The following is a 19770-nucleotide window of genomic DNA, read 5'->3' on the forward strand; positions in this document are numbered from 1 at the left end:
GTGCTGAAAGAGCGGGCCTCTTCCCCTCTTGTCTGTCGGAGTCCGCGCGCCATGACCGAGCCCTCCCGTCTTCTGTTCGTCGCTGGCGCCACGGGGGCCACGGGGCGCAACGTGGTGAAGCAGGCGCTGGAGCGGGACGTGCCGTTGATCGCGCACGTGCGTCCGAAGAGCGCCCAGACGGAGCCGGCGAAGGGCTGGCCGCGCAAGGCGCTGGTGGAGCTGGCGCGCGGGGACGAGCTGGCGGAGGCGATGAAGGGGAGCACGACGGTGCTCCAGCTCATCGGGACGATGCGCAAGCGCTTCGGGTCCGGGGACACGTACGAGACGAGCGACATCGGCACGACGCGGCACCTGGTGGAGGCGGCCCGGCGCGTGGGCGTGGACCACATCGTGTTGCTGAGCTCGGTGGGCGCGGGCCGGCCGGTGGGCGCGTATCTGAAGGCGAAGGCCGAGGCGGAGCGGCTGGTGCGCGAGAGTGGAATCCCGTGGACGGTGGTGCGGCCGCCCGCGTTCGAGGGCGAATACCACCACCCGCCCGCCATCCTGCGCACGCTGGCGAAGCTGAAGCCGCTGCGTGGGCTGCGCCCGATTCACCTGGACCAGCTCGCCGCCGTGCTGCTGCGTGTAGCGGAGCGGCGAGCACCGCTGGGCGCGGTGCTCGAGGGTGACAGCCTTTGGAGCGAGGTGGCGGCGACCGGGCGGTGAGGCCCGGCCGCGCCACTTCACGCCCTGCTCGAGGCGACGTGCCTTCATTCTGCGCGGTCGCTTCGCCGAGATATGCCCCTCGACGAACGAAGGCCCGAGCGGAGGAAGTCCGCCCGGGCCTCGATGAGGAACGATGAGTCCAGCGGAGTGCCTCGGGTGGAACCGGGCACTCCGGTGAAGCTCACACCGCTTTCTCGTCCACGAACTCGCCCAGCAGCCGCAGGTTGAACTGCTTCTCCAGCGGCTGCAGCGCCTCGGCCGTCACGTCTCCGGGCGTGTAGGTCAGGTTCAACCAGATGACCGGCAGCTCGCCTCCGGACACCTTCAGGATGGCCTTTGGGTCGAGCAGCTCATCCTCCAGCTCCTCCACCTTGTGGAACGCCTTCGCCTTGAAGCGCAGGCTCTTGCGCTGTTGCAGCAGGGGGTCGAGCGCCTGCTTGAGCGCCACGAGCCGCTCGTAGTCGTCCTTCCTCGTGCCCGCGCGATAGGGCGTCACATACTCGCGACATGCCAGCGCCATGACTTAGCTGTCCTCTCCGTTGAGCACGCGGATGATCAACTCGCGTGTGCTCTCACCTTCCCGTGGATTCACGACCTTCAGCCGCCCTTCGCTGTCGAAGATCTTAATCGATTGGCCGGGCACGCGGGTGTCCTGAAGCGCGGGGGCGTCATCCCCGATAACGAGCGGCACGTTGAATTCCAGGTGGCTGATGTTCCCCGAGTCCGGCAGCCCGGAGCTCGGCAGCCTCAGCGTCGGACGGCCGTCATCACTCCCGATGGACGGGACCTGCTCCTCGAACCCAAGCTCCTCCCGCATCCAGGCGACCCGGAACTGCAGGTCCTTGTCGGGGTGCGCCTTGCTGACATCCTCCAGGACCTTCTGCAGGCCCTTGGCGAAGCCACCCCCCATGTAGGCATCGACGAAGGCGAAGCGCGTCTCGCCGTTGGCGATCTTCTGCTCCAGCTCCGCGCGGATCTTGTCGTAGGGCTGGGTCCCCTTGGCCTTCTGGATGGTCGTCGTCTTGTCCGCCAGCCCCGGGTCCCCGTGCGTCAGCACGTCGCCGAGGAAGGCGCCGCCGCGCTCCACGACAATCATCGAGTCGGGGTTGAAGGCGTTCAGGTTGTCGCGGATGGCGGTGACCTGCGCCTGGTTGGCGGCCAGGTTCGAGTCCGAGACATACGTCTGGTAGATGCCCGCCTTGCCGTTCACCTCGCGGAAGTCCCGGAGGACCTCGGCGCGCTGCTCGGGCGTGCGGTCCGCGGGGTTCGCGTCCTGGCTCATCGGACCCGCGGCCTGGGAGAGCCGCTCACGCATCCGCGTCATCTCCGTGGTGAGCTGGTCGGGCGTGTAGCGCCGCGTGGACAGGCGCTCGAGCGCGACCTGCTGCTCACCCGGAGTCATCGACGTGAAGAACTCGCGGAACTTCGGGTCCTGGGTGAACTGCTCACGCAGCTCCGGCGGATAGAGCCGGGGGGGCGTGTTCTCCAGGGCCGCGCGAATCCGCTCCTCGGGGGGCTTGGAGGTGTCGTCCTTCATGGCCACGTAGCCACGGCCCGAGGTCAACGAATCCACCTGCGCCGCGTGCTCGGTGAGCTGACGCTCGGCGCTGGCGATGCGCTGCTCCAGGTCCTTGAGCTGCGCGGCCGTCGCGGGCGTGGACTTCCCCGTCGCGCCGTTGACCGCCTGATTGAGCTGCGCCTGCGTGGCCTCCAGGCTCTTGAGGATGCCGTTGAGCTTCTGCACCTCCAGCCGCGACTCGAAGCCCTGCGTGCCGTACCCCGGCATGCCGGTGATGGCCTGCTTCACCTTGTCGACGAGCTGGCGCACCTTGCCGAGAGTGCCCTCGTAGCGCTGGAGGACGCGCGCGGTCTCCATGTGCGCCTGGATGTCCTCCTTCGTCGCGTCCGGGCCCGCCTCGATGTGCACCTTGCCGTTGTCGTAGCGGACCTGCGTCGTGCGCCCGTTGAGCTCGGGGTTGCGCACCACGGGCACGGGCGGACGGCCCGTGTTGTCCGTGCCCACCTCGGGCTGCGTGGGGCGCGTGTTCTCCGGGCCGTTCGTGCGCGGCACCGGGATGAGCTGGCCCGTCGCGGGATTCACGCGGAACTCGGTGGGCCGGTTCTCCACGCGGTTCTGCGGAGGACGGCCCGCCTGCTCCGGGTTCGTGGTCGTGCCCGGACGCGTGTCCGTCGTCGTCCCCGGGCGCGAGTCCGTCCCCGTCGTGGTCCCCGGCTTGGAGTCCGTGCCCGTCGTCGAGCCCGGCTTGTTCGAGCCGTTGGTGCCGTCACTGCCGTTGCTCCCGTTGGAGCCGTTCGACCCATCGGAGCCGTTGGTGCCATTGCGCCGACGACCGCCCAGGCTCACCGTGGTGCCGCCGTTGCCGCTGCCGCCCTCGGCCGTGACGTCGCGGTGGCGCGCGTTGACCTCGAAGTCCACGACACCCAGCTTCGCGCCCACGCCCAGCTCGCGGTCCTTGAACGAGCCCGTGGTGAACTGCGCGTCGACCTTCACACCCTCGAACGCGTTGTCGAAGTTGCCGTTGACCAGGTTCTTGGTGATGGCCTGCACCTCCTCGCCGCTCAGGCCGCTGACCTCGGCGGTGAAGAAGCGGCCCTCGGGGCCCGCGTCCACGGAGCCCTCGATGGAGAGGCTCGTCTCCGCCGGCCCCGCGAACGCCGCCGTCGCCGGGCTCGCGATGAACGCCAGCATGTCCTTGGCGTCCACCTTGCTCGCATCCAGCGGAATCGACGTCTCCATGCTCACGGAGCCCGTCACTTCGCCGCCGATGTTGATGCCCGCCTTGCCCTTCAGGCCGCCCGCGATGCTCGCCGCGCCGGAGCCCTCGATTTCAATCGAGCGCACCAGGTTCGTCGGCTTGCCCTTGTCGAACTCCACCCGGTAGCTCGTCGTCGCGCCGATGCTCGCCGACAGCTCCGCGCTCGCGGGACCGAACTTGCCGCCCAGGCCCGCCTCCGCCTCGGCGCCGATGTTCACCTCCATCGCCGACAGGTGGTCGAGCATGAACTTGTGGTCTTCACCGCCCGACGCGAGCGCCGCGGGTCCCTTGCCCAGGATGACCGCCGCCTTCGCCGCCTCCTCCGGTGTGTCGAACTTCATCTCCACGCGGCCACCCGCGGACACCGACGCCGAGCCCACCAGGCCCACGCCGACATCCCCCGTCACCTCCGCGGACAGCTGGTACTTCCCATCGGCGGTCTTCTCGACCTCGACCTCGCCGTCGATGCCGGCCTTGAGGCCGACCTTCACGTCGAGGTTGCCACTCAGCGTGATGGTATCGCCCGGGCTGTTGAGCTTCTTGATCTCGTCCGCCACCGCGCCCTCGATGGGGGCGGTGATCTGGTCGATGGCCATGTCGATGGGCTTGAGGACGACGTCCTTCGCGAAGCCCAGCGCATCCTTGGCGAAGTCTCCGGCCATCCCGGCCAGGTCCCCGAGTCCCTCGGTGACGAAGTCCTTCGCGTCCTCGTACCAGGGGAGCTGACGCTCCTTGTCCAGCTCCTTCGGCTCCTGGTCCTTCTTCACCTGGCCATTCGCATCAACATCGAAGCCGACGTGGTCGTACTTCCAGCGGTTGTCACCCGCCTCCTGGAGGCTCTTCACCTCCGTCGGCTGGTGCTTCATCTGCAACTGCCCGTTCGCATCCACCGTGCCCGACGACTGCGAGACGGTCTGCGTGCGATTGGCGTGGCCCTCGTCGAAGCGCGAGCCGTCCGGGTCATACCCCGTCACGGTGGTCTTGCTGGTGACATTGCCCGGCGTCTTCTGCGACACGGCCGGCAGCGAGTCCGTCAGCACCGCGTCCTTCGGGCCGCGCGTCACCTCCTGCTGATTGCGCACCACCTGCACGCCATTGCCGTTCTTGTCGGAGGACAGCGGCTGCGTGGCCACCGACTCGGTCTTCTGCGTGGAGACCGCCGGCTCGCCCTTGGCGTTGTACTTCGTCTCCTCCGTCACCGTGAGGCTCGACTCCCCCGGCTTCAGCGACGTCGGCGCGTTGTTCGTCTTGTGGTGGTCCTCACCCTTCGACGCGTCGTTCAGCGCCTTGTTCTGCGCCGCCTCGAAGCCGTTCACCGCGTCGGCGTTGAAGCCCGGAGTCTTGATCTCCGTCTTCTTCACCTGCCTGGTCGGGATGCCCCACTCGTTGTAGTCCGTCTGCGTCGTCTGCGTCGCGGGGCCCTTCGGCGTCCCGGGACGGTTCGCCAGCGACGCCGGCGGCTTCTCCATCCGAATTTCTTCCGTGCGGCTCTGAATCTTCGGCGGCGACTTCGACACGTCGTACTTCGTCGTCGACGACGTGGTGGTGGCACCGGTCTCCGGGTGTTGCTGCGTCTGGCTCTTCTTCGACTCCAGCCCCGTCGTCTTCCCCTGCGCGTCCGACGTCTTCGTCCACGTCGTCTCGCCGGTGGCCCCTTCCTTCCCCTTCTCCTTCGCCGTCACCGTGGACGTGTAGCTGCCGTCCTTCTTCACCGTGACGGTGTTCCCGCTCTTCGCGTCCGACAGCGTCGTGTCGCCCGTCAGCGCGTTCTTCTTCACGTCGTACGTCGCGCCTGACGACGGGTCCTTGTACTTCTCCCCGTCCTTCAGCTTCGTCGCGTCCTGCAAATCCTTCGCGTCCAGCGCGTCCAGCGCCTCCGGCGGCTTCTCTCCCTCCACCGGCTTCACCGAGTTCTCCGGCGGTGGCGCCGTCGTCCCCAGCAGCTTCTCCAGCTCCGCCTTGCGCGCCGTCCCGTCGAACGCCGACACCAGCTCGTTCTTCTTCGGCTTGACGCTCTCGATGTCCTTCTGGCTGTACGGCTGCGGCTTCTTCTCCTTCACCGCCTCCGTGTTCGCCTTCCCCATCGCCTCCTCGGCCTTCTTCGCCGACAAGGCCACCTGCTCCTCCGCCGCCTGCAGCTTCTTCGCCGCCGCGGCCGCCTTCTCATCCGCCGCCTTCTTCGCCTTCTCGGCCGCGGCCGCGTCCGCCTGCGTCTTCTTCGCGTCCTCCGGCTTCTGGCCCGGCTTCTCCGCTGCCTTCTTCGCCGCCTCCGCCGTCTTCTTCGCCTCCGCCTGCTGCTTGCGCGCGGCCTCCGCCGCCTTGCGTGCCGCCTCCGCCGCCTTGCGTGCCGCCTCCGCCGCCTTGCGTGCCGCTTCTGCTGCCCTACGGGCTTCTTCCGCCGCTCTGCGCGCCGCCTCTGCCGCCCTGCGTTGTGCCTCGGCCGCCGCGGCCGCGCTCGAAGACCCTGCTCCACCCGTAGGTGCCAGACTCATGGCGCTCCCCTTTTCCTTCTGAATCGACACCTCATTATCGGAAGGAGGGAAAAAACGTTCCCTCCCCGGATGCGAGGCGTTCCGATCATTGCCGGGTGATGACTATCAGGCTTCAGCGCCAGACGTCCCACACGCCTGCCCCTCGGTCTGACAGCCTCCCATCAAGGACTTACAGCGACATGCCACGGCGACCGGCAGTGCGCGCCTCCAGCCCGCAAGGGATTGATTGAGGCCCCGCATATGTAGACACCGTCGAAAGACAGCCTCATCGGAACCGTTGGGGCCCCTCCATGACCATTGCCAACAAGGCCAGAACGAGCGGACGAGCGTGAAGTCCTGAACGAATGAACGGCCGCTCAGCGCATCGACGCCCTCTCACGGTGCGGTCAGCCACGGCGTCCCATCGAAGCCCAGCCCACGGGGCCACGCCGATGACCCGTCACCCGGCCCTTCGCGGGGAGGTCCGCCGTCGCCCCACGACGCGGAGGCGCGGCGGTCGAGCCGAGCCCGAAGCGGGTCGTCACGCCCACGGCACCGAGCCCTCGACGCCGTCGCGCCCCGTACACGTGGCGAATGACACAAGGCATCTGCCAGGCGTGGCATGAAAGGGATTGTCGCGTGGAGGGCCGCGCCAGGAGCCTCGTCGATGCGAGCACCGCGTCCACGCAAGCCGGCCCGACACGAGCACGGACGCCCCAAGGGCCACCGGTGAACACTGGCAGGGGTAACTCAGTGGCGGATAACGCCGCCGTGTGGGTGGGGACGCGGTAGCCTGGAGCCGTTCTCATTCCTCTGTCGAGACACGCCATGCTCCGCTTCCTCGCCTCCGCCCTCCTCGTCCTGTCCCTCACCGCCTGCTCGGACGACCCCGACCCCACGCCCACGCCGGACGCCGGCTCGGACGCGGGAACACCCGATGGCTCGGACTCCGGAACCGACGCGGGGACGGACGCGGGCTCGGGTGACGCAGGCCCCACGCCCCAGCCGGACGCGGGCCCGGGGACCTCTGGAGGTTCGGGAAAGCTGCCCTGTGAGCGCACCAGCTCGGTGACGAGCAACAACCAGACGTATCCGTACTGCGTCGCGCAGGTGGCGGGCGCGGAGCTGAAGATCATCGAGCCTCGGGTGGGCATCGTCCCCGCGCCGATGCATCTGGCCGTCTACCTGCACGGCGACGGGGCCCGGGCGCACACGGGGGACACCGCGCCGCGCCTCCAGGCGCCGTGGGCCTACGACAACGACACGCTCTATGTCTCCGTGCTGGCGCCGAACAAGTGCGCGTGGTGGACCAAGCCCTCGGTGACCAACTGCGCCGTGGAGGGGACGGAGGCCGACCGCGACCTCGCGGGTGACAACGCGGCCACGTTGGTGGAGGTGCTCGATGCCCTGCGCAAGGGCTGGAACATCATCAACGAGCCCATCCTCTTCGGCGGCTCCTCGGGTGGCTCGGTGTTCCTCACCGCGAGCTTCCTGCCCAGGTACGGCGACCGCTACCGGGGCGTGTACGCGCTGGGCTGCGGCGGCGAGGCGCCCTGGGGCGGCAAGCTGGACTGGGACAGCACGCGCCCCGAGCTGCGCGGCTCCACGCGACTGGTCTACGCCTACGGTGACAAGGACGAGCACCTCACCGACATCCAGGCCAGCCTCACCGCGTTCCGCGGCTACGCCTTCCCGCTGGAGGAGAAGGTCGTGGCCGGTGCGACCCACTGCGCCTTCGACCACATCGGCGGCGTGAAGGACATCTGGGCGGCGGAGCTCGAGGGGAAGTAGCCCGGCGTCACGCGGGAACGCACCTGCGTCAGGCTTGAACGCGAGAGCCCCCGGAGGCGTGTCGCGTCACGACGCGCCCCCGGCCCCCGCGCGTGGCCCCCGGGTTGCACCGGCACGCCCCCACGATGCGCGTCGACACCAGCTGCGACACCGCGAACTTCATCCTCGACGGTGACAAGTTCTTCCTCGAGCTGCACCGGCACATCCGCCGCGCGGAGCTGGACGGCAAGGGCGCCACCATCCGCCTGGCATACTGGAAGGCGGACCCGTCACTCACGCTGCCCGCGGTGGACGGAGCGCCGCAGCGCACGCTCGCGCAGGCGCTCTCCTCGGCCGCGAAGGCGGGGGTGAAGGTCCAGGTCATCCTGTGGAACGGCTGGAAGTCCGAGTGCTTCGTGCCGCATCACCACTTCTGGCGCGAGGACTGGACCGCGTGGCTGGACAAGTGGAAGCACCTGCTCACGGAGTGGAAGTTCCCCGACGGGAGCCTGGAGTTCAAATACCACTCGTACGCGGGCACCGCGCTGCACCCCTTCACCAGCCTCCACATCAAGATTGCCCTGTTCAAGACCTCCGGCAGCGAGGACCTGCTCCTGGGCGGGATGAACCTGGGCGAGGACTACAAGTCCGCCACGACGCATGACGCGGCCAATCACTGGCACGACGCGGCCGTGCACCTGAAGGGAGACATCCACCGCGTCGTGGGGCACTACTGGTCGGAGCTGTGGGCGGGCAAGACGCCACCCGCCGCGCCCCACACCCCGGACAGGAGCGGCGGCGGCAAGGCCGTGACGTTCGTGACCACGGACATCCAGGGCAAGAAGGCCGAGCGGGACATCCGCAAGGAGCTGGTGGGCCACATCCAGAAGGCGAAGCAGTTCGTCTACATGGAGAACCAGGCGCTGACGGACCCGTGCATCATCGACGCGCTGGTCGCCGCCGCGGCGCGCGGGGTGCGCATCATCCTGATGGTCCCACACCCGAAGGAGACGGTGCTCGGGGACTACAGCGGGTACGCGTACGTGATGAACTTCGCCTTCCGGGCCATCGCGATGGCGGGGATGACCAGCTTCACCTCCAAGAGCGCCGGCAAGGTGAAGGCCAGCGACCTCAAGGACTGCAGCCTGCGCTACGAGGGATGGATTCTCAGCGGCCGCTCGCTGCTGCTGCCGCCGTCGCCGCAGGTCCAGAAGACGGGCTGCCTGGACAACGACACGTACATCACGGACCTGGAGAAGCGGCTGCATGCGGGGGACGACTCGCTGATGCAGTCGTGGAAGCATCCCAACCTACCGTTCCGTCCGGCGTCGCAGTTCATGAACCGGGGCGTCCACTGGAAGCTGAAGACGGCCTGGCTGGGGACGTGGGAGTACCTGGAGAACATCACGGCCATCGAGTCCGAGTCCTTCAGCATGTACTCACCGCTGCTCAACGGCGCGAAGGGGAAGTCGCCGTATGTGCACTCGAAGGTGGCCATCGTCGACGACAAGCTGGCCTTCATCGGGAGCAGCAACTGGACCTACCGCAGCATGCAGTTCGACGCCGAGGTGAGCGCCGTCATCCAGGACGGAGCGTTCGTGAAGGCGATGCGGGAGGAAATCTTCGAGCACTGGGGGATGCCCAAGAACGTCGACCAGTGGCGCGCGGCGGCGGAGCAGAACGTGGGCAAGACGGACGGCAAGGTGAACATCGTCCCGCTCACGCTGGCGGACCTGCAGGTCAGCTACACCAGCCTCACCGCGTGGGGCTCGTGGGCGGCGGGGAACATGATCTGAGCGGTGGGCGCGGCCCGGCGGCTCACGCCGGCACCGCGCGGGCCAGCGCCTGCCGTACCGCGGCGCGCACCGGGGCGGGGACGGCGTCTCCGGGGATGCGCCGACACAACGAGACGGTGCGCTTGAGCGCGTCGCAGGCCTCGTTGCACCGAGGACAGCGTGACAGGTGGTCCTCCAGGCGGATGCAGGCGGCCTGGTCCAGCTCCTCCGTCAGCTCCCGCGCCAGCTCCGGACACCCCGCTTGCTGCCCCGGGCCCTCCTGGCCCAGGAGGGTGGCCAGGTGCTCGCGCAGCAGCATCCGCGCGCGATGCAGCCGGCTCTTGAGGGCGCGCACCTCGATGCCCACCACGTCGGCGGCCTCCTCGGCCGTCAGCCCCTCCACGTCCCGGAGGATGAGCACCTCGCGCTGCGCCTCCGGCAGCGCGAGGATGGCCGCCTGCAACACCTCCCCCAGCTGCCGGACCTGGGACACCTGGTCCGGAGTCGCCCCGTCCGCGGCCACCCTGGAGGCCTCGGGCGCGTCGAGCGGCTGGAAGTCCTCGGGCGCGCCCACACGACGACGGCGCAGGCGGTGGCAGTGCGTGCGCGCCACCTGGAACAGCCACGTGGACAGCGCCGCGTCGCCGCGAAACGCGTGGAGGCCACGGAAGGCCGACAGCAGCGTCTCCTGGAGGACCTCCTTGGCGTCCTCCTCCGAGCCGCACATGCGCAGCCCGAAGCGATACACCTGCTTCTCGTGCCGGGTGAGGACCTCGTCCAGGGCCTCGCCATCTCCCGAGCGCGCGGCCTCCATCAACTGTTCGTCGGTTCGCGTCGACATCCGCCTCCCACCTCCTCCTCGAAAGAACGTCGGAGCCCCTGCGCGCCTTCCTGGAGGGCCCTCCCCTGCCAGCCTCGGCGAGCAGCGCCCGGCAACCGAGGCCACGGGCCCGAGCGCCCGCCCGCGAGCTCGGGCGGTCCCCCCGGGCGCGCCAGCTCGCCCCGGCCTCGCTAGTAACGGATGAGCTGATACCCCTCGGCGACCAGGCGCGCCAGCTCCGCCACCCCATTGTCCACCACCTCCGCCTGGGGCTGGAGCTTCTTCGGGTCGATGCCGAACTTCTGGAGCGCGGTGCCGCACGCCACCAGTCGCACGCCCGCGGCCTTCGCGGCCTGGGCCGCCTGCCGGACCTCCTCCGGCACCGCCTTCACCGTCGGGTCCAGCGCCACCACCGCGCGGCCGTAGGTGAGCCACACCACGTCCGAGAGGTGCCCCGACTCCTTCGCGCTCCTGGCGTGGCGCAAGGCGCTGGAGAGCGTGCCGAGGTCCTCCAGGCCCGTGGTGGCCACGAAGACGAGCTTGCCCTGGGGCGCGGGCGTCCGCCGCGCCTCGGAGGGCGTCGAGCCGGAGGCGGCCAGGGGGACGGTGGCGAGCGAGGTGACGAGCAGCAACACGAGGCGATTCATCGGGACGGACTCCGGCGGGAGGACTACTGGATGGACAGCAGGTGGATGAGGCCCCAGGCGAACAGGGCCAGCGCGGCGAAGCCGACGAGCCCCGCGTAGACGACGCGCAGGCCCGCGCGGCGGACCATGCTCAGGTGGGTGCCCAGGCCCATGGCCGCCATGGCCAGGACCATGAGGAAGACGCTGGCGGTGGACAGCCACGCCCGGGCCCAGGCGGGCACCACCCCCACCGTGCCCAGCACGCCCACCGCGAGGAAGCCGATGACGAACCAGGGGATGGGCGGCTCCTTCAGCGAGTAGCGCACCTTCCCGCCGACCCCGGAGACGAGCCCCAGCACCACGAGCGCCGGCGCCAGCAGCACCACGCGGGTGAGCTTGACCAGCGTGCCCAGGTCCCCGGCGTCGGCGCCAAACGTGAAGGCCGCGGCCATCACCTGCGCCACCTCGTGCAGCGTGGCCCCGGAGAGGATGGCGAGCTGCGCGTCACTCAGCCCCAGGAGCGGCCCCACGAAGACGTAGAAGAGGACGCCCACGGTGCCCAGGACGCCGCACAGGCCCACCGCCAGCGTGGTGTCCTCCTCCTCCGCGCGCGTGACGGAGCTGGCGGCCACCACCGCGCTGGCGCCGCAGATGGACGTCCCCACCGCCAGCAGCGTCCCCAGCTTCTCCGGGACGCCGAAGCGCCGCGTCACCCACCGGATGCCGAGGATGCCGACGACGATGACGGCCACCGACAGCATCAGCACGCGCGGGCCCACCTTCGCCACCAGCCCGAAGTCGAGCCGCGCCCCCATCAGCACGATGCCCAGCCGCAGCACCGTGCGCGCCGCGTACCGCGTGCCCTCCCTCCACACGGGCGAAAGCCCCAGTGACGTCCGCAGCGAGATGCCCAGCAGCAGGGCCACCGTGAGCGGCCCCACCACCTTCAGGCCGGGCAGGAGCGCCAGCGCGTAGCTGACGCCCGCCAGCGCGGCGGCGAGCCCCAGGCCCGGCAGGCGTCGGCGCCACATCGCCTGGGGTTCGGTGACGACGGTCGAGGAGGGAGCGGCGACAGGTGCGGTCATCTCATGCCCGGGTTCGTGACGTCGTGGGTCCGGCGCGGGGCTCACCGCGAGACCTGCTGGGTGCGGAGCACGGCCGGAAGGTCCTCGCCCACCGCGCGGCCCTCCAGCGCGTCGCTCAGTCGAGGCGCGCCGGCGAGGAAGCGGCGCACCGCCTCGTGCGCGTCCAGGTCGAGCACGCGGGGCTCCAGCGCGCCGGGGATTCGACACAGCATGTCCGGCGCGTCGCCGTCGCGCTCGCAGGCCGTCACGGTGTACAGGCGCGAGTCCACCACCGGCGCCCCCGCGACCTCGAGCGCGAGGACACGCTGGCCCTTGGGTGCGGCGGCGCGGAAGCGCACCGTCATCCCCGAGGGGCGCGGCAGCCATCCACCGAAGCGATGCTCGGGGTCCTTCGCGAAGACGTTCTCCAGCTCCTGCTCCCAGAAGGCGCGCAGCTGGCGGCCGCTCACCTTGCCTGTCTTCAACTTGTTGGTGACGGGGAAGAGGTTCCACAGGTCCGCCTCGCGCACGGGCCCGGGCAACAGCGGCGTGCCGAAGCGGAAGCCGTTGGACAGGCCAATCTCGGTCCCGCCCGCGGCGCGGATGGCGTCCGCCAGCATGTTGTCCAGCGGGTTCTCCACCACCGCGTAGCGCGCGAGCGTCACGTCGGTGTGGCCCACCTGCGCCAGGAGCGCCTCGTCGTGCGTGGCGAGCGCGGCCTCCACCTGCCGCGCCATCTCGGGGTCCTCGGGGAAGCGCGACGCGGTCAGCTCGATGAGCTCCCAGCGGCGGTCCACCACCTTCCCCTCCTCGAGCCACAGGTCCAGCCGGCCGAGGAAGGAGCCGAACGCGCCGGGCTCCACCACCCACGTGCCCGCCTGCTCGATGGGGGCATAGGTGCGCTCGTGCGTGTCGCTGGACAGGTGGACATCCACGCCGGGCACCCGGGCCGCGAGCCCCACGGCCTTGGCGAGCCCCACGTGGGACAACAACAGCACCACCTGCGCGCCGTCGCGCTCGCGCGCCTCGCGCACCAGCGTGGGCAGCGCCTCCGGGCCGTCGTAGCGCAGCCCCTGGCTGTATCCGGGCGGCTGTCGACGCGGGACGTCCGGGTCCGTGAAGCCCACCACGGCGACCTTCACGCCCCCCACGTCCTTCACCAGCGAGGGAGCAAAGAGCCGCTCGCCGCTCGCCGCGTCGCGCACGTTCGCGGCGAAGAGCGGATGCTTCAGCTCACGGGCGCGCTGGCGAAGCACCTGGGGGCCGTACACCACCTCCCAGTTCCCCGGCACCGCGCCGTCCAGACCCAGGGCGTTGAGCGGCGCGATGAGCGCGCGGCCCTCGGTGAGCGCCGCCGCGCCCGAGCCCTGAATCGTGTCACCGCCGTCGAGCACCAGCACGTCGCCACCCCGCTCGGCGCGGATACGCTGGATGGCCGCGGACAGGCGCGCGAAGCCGCCCGCCAGCTCGATGCGCTCCTCGCCGTCGCGCCAGAACAGCTCCGGGTGCGCGCGCAGCTGCGCGTGCAGGTCGGCCACGTAGAGGACGGTGAGCTGTTGACGCTTCGAGGGCGGCGCGGCGGACTTCGGCGACGCCGCGCAACCGGAGACCAACGCGAGCAGTGCGAACAGGGGACGGAACTTCATCGAGCACCTGGTGAGGGATGGCGGGTGACGCCGGGGAGGACACGTCTCATGCGTCGCGGAGTTCCCGGGCCCAAGGCGTGTCCCTCGGGCTTCCGCCACGAGGCGTCCAGGCGCCCGGGGAACGGGACCGCCTCAACGGCGCGCGCCGACCGGACGGACACACCGCAAGCGTCGCGACGCTCCCGACCAGGAGCGCTCCACCTCGAACCTCCACCTCGGAGGAGCGCCCAGGCTCGTGCGCGGACGGGACGCCATGCGGAGCACCTCGCTGCTTCGCGCCGCGACAGGCCCCGCGCCGAAGTGCCGTGACGCCTTTGCACCACGCGCCTCACCGCCACGCGGACATGGGGCCCAGGTCGAGGACATCCTGGAACCCCTGCTCCTTCAGCAGACGCTCGGCGCGGCCGCTGCGTGCGCCACTGCGGCAGTAGACGACCACGGGGGTGGTCGGCGGCCCCAGCTCGCCGAGCCTCCGCGCCAGCTCCCCCACCGGGATGTTCACCGCGCCCGGCAGGTGACCGTCCGCGAACTCCTCGGGCGAGCGGACATCCACCAGCGTGGCCCCCGCCTCCACCCGGCGGCGCGCCTCATCCGCCACGGCGGGGTCTCCCGCGCGCAGGTGTGAGCAGGCGGTGAGGACCAGCCCCACGAGCAGGGCGGCGGTGACGGCGAGGGCGACCTTCATGACGGCTCCATCCGACACCGGAGGCGGAGTGCCCCCGGGAGTGTGGGTTCAGCCCGGTCAGAGCCAGGACGGCGGCAAAAGGATTCAGCGCCCTGGCATGCGTCCTGATTCCCGGGGGGCGCGAAGGGCCCGGGTCAGGGGGCCAGGCGGGCCAGCGCGGCCAGGAGCACGTCGGGCTCGAGCTCGGAGACGGCGAGCGAGGCCCGCGCGTCCCCACCGGGCGCCACGCAGATGCGCTCGCCCACGGGCCCTCGGGTGCAGCGGGGGCCATCGCCCGCGAAGCGCGCCGCCTCCTTCGCCGCCTGCGAGCCCGGCAGGGGCAGGAAGAGCGTCATCGCCTTGCCCCCCTCATGTCGGTACAGCAGCGACGCGGAGAGCTTGCCGTGCAGTCTGCAGCGCCGCGCGCCCAGGAGCGTCGCCCCGGGCACCACCGGCACGTCCACGGGGTAGCCCACCTCCCGCTCCACCCACGCCTTCACCGCCGCGGGGTCCGAGGACTCGAACTCACAGGGCGTCACGCGCGAGAAGGCCTTGAGGTGATGCCGCTCCAGGTCCATCGCCAGCGCCTCGTTCATCCCGCCGGGCCAGGACGTCCACAAGAGCCCCACCGACGCGAGCGCCACGGCCACGCCCGCCGCCAGCCTTCGCGAGGGAGAGGCCCACCTCGGGCGCGGCGCCAGTCCGGTGACTCGTCCCGCCAGCGCCAACGGAACCGGGGCCTCCATGGCGCGCTCTGTCTGCAGGGTCCGCCGCAGCGAAGCGTAACGGGACGCCTCCCGAGCACAGCCGGCGCATCGGGGCAGGTGCTGCTCCACCTCGCGTCGCTCGGATGCCGAGACCTCGCCGTCGAACCACGCGGAGAGCCGCTCCTGCCAGCCGGGGCTACAGGCTTCCATGGGACTTCTCCTTCTCGAGGAAGTCGAACACCGCCAGTCGCGCCCGTGCCAACCGTGAGCGCACGGTGCCCACCGGGCACCCCTGGACCTGGGCAATCTCGTCGTAGCTCAGCTCCTCGACCTCGCGGAGCCACAGCGCGTCGCGCCACTCGGGCGCCAGAGCGTCGAGCGCCGCGCGCATCCCCTCGCTCAAGGCGTGCGCGTGCAGCTCCACCTCGAGGTCGGCAGAGGGCTCGGGCGGGAGCGGCTGACCTCGCCCACCCTCCAGCACCTCCAGGCGGGGCCGCAGTCCACGCCGGGAGTTGAGGAACACGGTGCGTTGTACGGCGAGCAGCCAGGCCTTGAGGCTCGCGGGTTCCTTCAGTGCGCCTCGCTGCTCCAGGGCGCGCGCCAGCGTCTCCTGCACCAGGTCGTCGGCCTCCACCGCGCTGCCCGTCAGCCGTCGGCCCACGCGCCGCAGGGCGGGCAGGTGCTCCAGGGCTCGTTCGATGAAGGCGCGGGGGCTCACGGCAGGGAAGACACGGCGACCCGGGCGGGAAGTTCCCACGATGGAACGGGGCATCGCTCCCACGCCCGGCGTATCAGGGGCTCACGCCCTGGAGTGCGAGCACCTCATGCCGGCGAGCGCCCCGGCCAGGAAGGAAGCAGGCGTGCGCGAGGAGGAGTTCCTCCACAGCCTGGAGAACCTCCACCCGCCCAGGCTCCGAAAGACAGACATCGCGCTCCCCGCCAACAGCAGCTGTGGAGACAAGGCGACCGCGCCGCAAGGGTGCGAGGCACCGACAGGCGCGTCGCGGCCCCACTCAAAGCCTGCAATTGCAAGGGCCTGGTCTCGCCGACGCCGCGGGGTGAGGCTGCGCCACCGCGACGGCCATGCACGACCAGGCCTGGCTCCAGGACCTGGCAACGGCACACCTCGATACGAGCGGCAGCACACCACGTGCGGCCGTGACGAGACCGGCCCCCCGCGAGCAGCAACGGTGTCCCCCGACGCGACGAGCATGGGGCCCATGCCGCGACGAAAAGGACCCTACCAGCCCCCTCTGACAAAGCGCGGGGGCGAAGCGACTCCGGTATCACCGCGTGCATCGCGGCTCGATGCCGAAGTTTCATTCCCATACAAATACCCAGACACGCCAATCAATGTCAGACCCGCGCGATATGAATCATCTCCAGCGGCGCCATTCCGGACGCCGTCTCAACGGGACATCATTCATCCACATGAAAAGCTCATTGTTTTCCCTGGGTCTCCTGGTCGGACTGACGGGGGCCGGCTGCGCGGGCCTCGAGGAAGGCGAGGCGATGGAGACCTCCGTGGCGGAGGACTCCGCCTCCCAGGTCATCCAGGGACTGAACACGCAGGTCACGGGGACGAGCCCGGTGACGTTCGTCACGTCGTCAGGCAATGTGACGAATTCCTACAACCAGTCCGCCACGACGGTGGTGGCCTACACGCGGGATTCAACGACGGGAGCGTTCACGGCGTACCCGGGCTCGGGCGCCGCGGACGGCAGCATCTCCGTGCCCAACGTCCCTTCCGGCCGCATCTACCTGAGAGTGGGCTCGCGCTTCCTGGTGAGCACGGGCCGCACGTTCGACCTGGGCTCCACGGAGTGGGGGCGCAATGGCCTCTTCCCCTGGCAGCCGACCCCCGTGACGGTGTCCGCGTCCGGCCTGTCTCCCTGGCAGCCGGGGGACTACATGGACATGTACTCGTTGAACCCGGGGGCGTTCGGCTACCTCTACGGCAACGAGACGGGGTTCCCCCAGGCGGGCGCGACGTCGTTCTCCGCGCTGAGCTTCGACTACGCCAACATGACCAACCCCGTGTTGCTCAACCACCTCGCCTTCGGGGATGTGTTCTCGCTGGCGCAGATGCGGCTGCAGTCGAGCCCCATGGGCGTGCCCTACCGCTCGATGCACAAGGTGCTCGAAGCGAACCTGACCCATGCGGATGGCCAGTCGACCTCCGTCAGTGGGACCTTCACCCAGCCCGCCGCGACGGGCACGTTCTCGGTGGACTGGAGGCGCTCGGCGTTCGACGCCCTGCGCACCCAGGTGAACCCGAGCGCGGTGAGCACGTACAACGAAATCTGGATGTCCGCGCGGCCGGCCGCGGTGGGCCAGGCGCTCGCGTCCATCAGCGGGCCGCCGCTCCTGGTGAAGCTCAATCCTGACGCGCTGAAGACCGACATCGTCACGGGGAGCATGACCTACAACAACCCGTTGCCGGCGACGTGGCAGAAGGTGGCGTTGGCGGCCGCGGGCTTCACGAAGACGTACGCGCTGGGGACGGCGACGCCCTTCACCATGAGCGTGGACATCCGCGTGGACCAGGAGGCGAGCGCGTTCTCCGCAGCGCCGGTGCAGCCCCTCATCGGGCCGGTGCAGGCGCCGCTCGTCAACACCCGTGGCGCGTTCCAGACCCTCACGGGCGTGGGCACGGACGCCTCGCTGCGCTGGTCGAAGCCGCTGATTGGCACGGCCACGAACTATGTGGTGAACATCTACCGGCTGGGCACGAGCAACGGCGCCACCACCGCGACTCGCGTGACGTCGCTGCACACCGACCTGCAGAGCGTGTACCTGCCGCCGGGCGTGCTCCAGTCGGGCCAGACGTACTTCGCTGAAATCCAGAGCTGGTACCAGCCCGGTTCCGACCTGGCGACGAGCCCGTTCAAGCGCGCGCTGCCGCGTGCCCGCGCCAGCGTGCTCACGGGGACGTTCAGCCCGTAGGCTGTGAAGTCGTGGGGAGGGAGGGATTTGGATTCCCTCCCTCCCCGTGGTTCGTGTCGAGCTCCCGCCTCAAGGCGAGGAGAGCGGCTCCACCGTCGTTGAGCCGGGGCTCCGCGCCCCCGCGCTCCCGCGCGCCCATGGCAGGCGCGCGAGGAGGAAGCCGCCGAACATCGCGGCCACGAAGACGAGCACCTGGGGCGCGCCGCTCGCCACCGAGGTGAGCGCGGGACCAGGGCAGTAACCGCCGAGCCCCCAGCCCACGCCGAAGAGGGCCGAGCCCGCCAGGAGCTTCGCGTCCGGCCTGCCCCGGAGGAGGTCGGGGAAGCGCGGGGCGAACAGCGGCCGCCCGCGCCGGAGGATGAGGGGACGCAGCGCCGCGTGCACCGCGATGGCGCCGCCCATGACGAAGGCGAGCCGGTAATCCCAGTCGCCCGCGATGTCGAGGAAGCCCTGGACGTTGGCCGGGTCCGTCATGCCGGCGAGCCCCAGTCCGAGGGCGAAGATGAGACCGCTGAGGAAGGCAGTGATGAGAAGACGCATCGGGAGTTTCCGTTAGAGGACGTGACGGACCACGAAGACGGTGAGGGCGCCGGTGGTCATGAAGGTGAGCGTGGCCCAGAAGGAGCGCTGCGAGCCTCGGCTGAGACCGCAGACGCCGTGACCGCTGGTGCAGCCGTTGCCCAGCCGCGAGCCGAGGCCCACGAGCAACCCGGCGCCCACCAGCACCAGCGTGCCGCGGGCGCTCGGGGAGGCGGACGCGGGGAAGGTCTCGGGACGCAGCCAGACGAGCAGCAGCCCGCCCGACAGCAGCCCCAGGAAGAACAGCACGCGCCAGGCGACGTCACCGCGCACGGGGGCCAGCAGCGAGCCCACCACGCCGCTGATACCGGCGACCCGGCCGTTGGCCCACAGCAGCAGGGATGCGCTCAACCCGATGAGCGCACCGCCGAGGAGAGGAAGCAGGAAGGAAGAAGCCATGTCACGTGAGAGCCCATGCGTGCCGGAAAGGATTCGCGCGAGCGTGGTGAATCCTTCTGGAACGCGTCGGGCTCTCACCCTCAGGAGGCAACGACATGATTTTCCGACAACTCTTCGATGCGGAGTCCTCGACGTACACCTATCTCCTCGGCGACGAGGCCACGCGCCACGCCGTCCTCATCGACCCGGTGCTCGAGCAGGTCGAGCGCGACCTGAAGCTGGTGGCGGAGCTGGACCTGACGCTCACCCACGTGTTCGACACGCACGTCCACGCCGACCACGTCACCGCGTCGGGCGTGCTGCGCGAGCGCACGCAGGCCACGGTGGTGGGCGGCGTGGGAGGCGCCAGCTGCGCCAACATGCACGTCCGTCACGGGGACGAGGTGCGCGTGGGCGAGCTCGTCTTCCGGGTGCTCGCCACGCCGGGGCACACGGACGACAGCCTCAGCTACCTGCTCGGGGACCGCGTGTTCACGGGGGATGCGCTGCTCATCCGGGGCAACGGCCGCACGGACTTCCAGAACGGGAACGCGCGGCAGCTGTACGACAGCCTCACGCGCGTCCTCTTCACCCTGCCCGACTCGACGCTCGTGTATCCCGGCCATGACTACCAGGGGCGCACGGTGTCGAGCATCGCCGAGGAGAAGCGGCACAACCCCCGCGTGGCGGGCAAGAGCGAGGCGGAGTTCATCCACATCATGGAGAACCTGAACCTGCCCAAGCCGCGAAAGATAGACATCGCGGTCCCCGCCAACCGGGCCTGTGGCCACACGGCGCCCGCGCCCCAGGGGGCCTGACGCCCTCACGGGCGGGAGCCATGA

Annotated in this window: 16 protein-coding genes; 5 read left to right on the forward strand and 11 right to left on the reverse strand. The window is 70.2% G+C overall.

The features are described 5' to 3' along the window. Window positions 1-51: 51 nt before the first annotated feature. Window positions 52-705 carry an SDR family oxidoreductase gene (locus AC6JA9_RS41445; RefSeq protein ID WP_497958801.1) on the forward strand — a complete coding sequence of 218 codons (654 nt, stop codon included), beginning with the start codon at window positions 52-54 and terminating at the stop codon, window positions 703-705. 181 nt (window positions 706-886) lie between these two features. On the opposite strand, the gene AC6JA9_RS41450 is transcribed toward AC6JA9_RS41445, so the two are convergent. After that, a complete protein-coding gene (locus AC6JA9_RS41450; RefSeq protein ID WP_223785880.1) occupies window positions 887-1225 on the reverse strand; it encodes a hypothetical protein in 339 nt (112 codons plus the stop codon). Between the two features lie 3 nt (window positions 1226-1228). Next, window positions 1229-6004 (reverse strand): YdeI/OmpD-associated family protein, encoded by a 4776-nt coding sequence (locus AC6JA9_RS41455; protein ID WP_497958802.1) that lies wholly within the window; start codon window positions 6002-6004, stop codon window positions 1229-1231. Window positions 6005-6781: 777 nt separating this feature from the next. Here AC6JA9_RS41455 and AC6JA9_RS41460 point away from each other — a divergent pair. Both AC6JA9_RS41460 and AC6JA9_RS41465 read left to right on the forward strand, forming a co-directional pair. Next, a complete protein-coding gene (locus tag AC6JA9_RS41460) occupies window positions 6782-7744 on the forward strand; it encodes an alpha/beta hydrolase (RefSeq protein ID WP_497958803.1) in 963 nt (320 codons plus the stop codon). Between the two features lie 125 nt (window positions 7745-7869). Further along, window positions 7870-9519 carry a phospholipase D-like domain-containing protein gene (locus AC6JA9_RS41465; RefSeq protein ID WP_497958804.1) on the forward strand — a complete coding sequence of 550 codons (1650 nt, stop codon included), beginning with the start codon at window positions 7870-7872 and terminating at the stop codon, window positions 9517-9519. A gap of 22 nt (window positions 9520-9541) precedes the next feature. Here AC6JA9_RS41465 and AC6JA9_RS41470 read toward each other — a convergent pair whose 3' ends face one another. From AC6JA9_RS41470 to AC6JA9_RS41500, 7 genes are all read right to left on the reverse strand, one after another. After that, window positions 9542-10339: a sigma-70 family RNA polymerase sigma factor gene (locus tag AC6JA9_RS41470; RefSeq protein ID WP_267698808.1), complete on the reverse strand. Its 798-nt coding sequence runs from the start codon at window positions 10337-10339 to the stop codon at window positions 9542-9544. 170 nt (window positions 10340-10509) lie between these two features. Next, a complete protein-coding gene (locus tag AC6JA9_RS41475; protein ID WP_267698807.1) occupies window positions 10510-10965 on the reverse strand; it encodes a DsrE family protein in 456 nt (151 codons plus the stop codon). Window positions 10966-10988: 23 nt separating this feature from the next. Continuing rightward, window positions 10989-12029: a YeiH family protein gene (locus AC6JA9_RS41480; RefSeq protein ID WP_223750859.1), complete on the reverse strand. Its 1041-nt coding sequence runs from the start codon at window positions 12027-12029 to the stop codon at window positions 10989-10991. 41 nt (window positions 12030-12070) lie between these two features. Next, window positions 12071-13654: a bifunctional metallophosphatase/5'-nucleotidase gene (locus tag AC6JA9_RS41485; RefSeq protein WP_497958805.1), complete on the reverse strand. Its 1584-nt coding sequence runs from the start codon at window positions 13652-13654 to the stop codon at window positions 12071-12073. A 328-nt stretch (window positions 13655-13982) separates the two neighbouring features. Beyond that, window positions 13983-14339 carry a rhodanese-like domain-containing protein gene (locus tag AC6JA9_RS41490; RefSeq protein WP_267698805.1) on the reverse strand — a complete coding sequence of 119 codons (357 nt, stop codon included), beginning with the start codon at window positions 14337-14339 and terminating at the stop codon, window positions 13983-13985. Window positions 14340-14473: 134 nt separating this feature from the next. After that, the gene (locus tag AC6JA9_RS41495; RefSeq protein WP_223750856.1) at window positions 14474-15235 is read right to left on the reverse strand and encodes an anti-sigma factor family protein; all 762 of its coding nucleotides are present in this window, start codon (window positions 15233-15235) and stop codon (window positions 14474-14476) included. Next, on the reverse strand, window positions 15222-15743 hold the full coding sequence (locus tag AC6JA9_RS41500) for an RNA polymerase sigma factor (protein WP_223750855.1): 522 nt from the start codon (window positions 15741-15743) through the stop codon (window positions 15222-15224). The genes AC6JA9_RS41495 and AC6JA9_RS41500 overlap by 14 nt, the downstream gene beginning before the upstream one ends. Before the next feature lie 713 nt (window positions 15744-16456). Between AC6JA9_RS41500 and AC6JA9_RS41505 the strand changes: the two genes are divergently transcribed. Further along, window positions 16457-17971, forward strand: a complete 1515-nt coding sequence (locus tag AC6JA9_RS41505) for an ABC transporter substrate-binding protein (protein ID WP_497958806.1) — start codon at window positions 16457-16459, stop codon at window positions 17969-17971. A gap of 69 nt (window positions 17972-18040) precedes the next feature. Here the strand turns inward: AC6JA9_RS41505 and AC6JA9_RS41510 are convergent, their stop codons facing one another. Further along, on the reverse strand, window positions 18041-18511 hold the full coding sequence (locus AC6JA9_RS41510; protein WP_223750853.1) for a DUF6691 family protein: 471 nt from the start codon (window positions 18509-18511) through the stop codon (window positions 18041-18043). 12 nt (window positions 18512-18523) lie between these two features. Beyond that, window positions 18524-18949, reverse strand: a complete 426-nt coding sequence (locus AC6JA9_RS41515; protein ID WP_141329151.1) for a YeeE/YedE family protein — start codon at window positions 18947-18949, stop codon at window positions 18524-18526. A 95-nt stretch (window positions 18950-19044) separates the two neighbouring features. Between AC6JA9_RS41515 and AC6JA9_RS41520 the strand changes: the two genes are divergently transcribed. Continuing rightward, the gene (locus AC6JA9_RS41520) at window positions 19045-19746 is read left to right on the forward strand and encodes an MBL fold metallo-hydrolase (RefSeq protein ID WP_223750852.1); all 702 of its coding nucleotides are present in this window, start codon (window positions 19045-19047) and stop codon (window positions 19744-19746) included. Window positions 19747-19770: the final 24 nt, after the last annotated feature.

The sequence above is a fragment of the Myxococcus sp. MH1 genome (genome assembly GCF_059738865.1).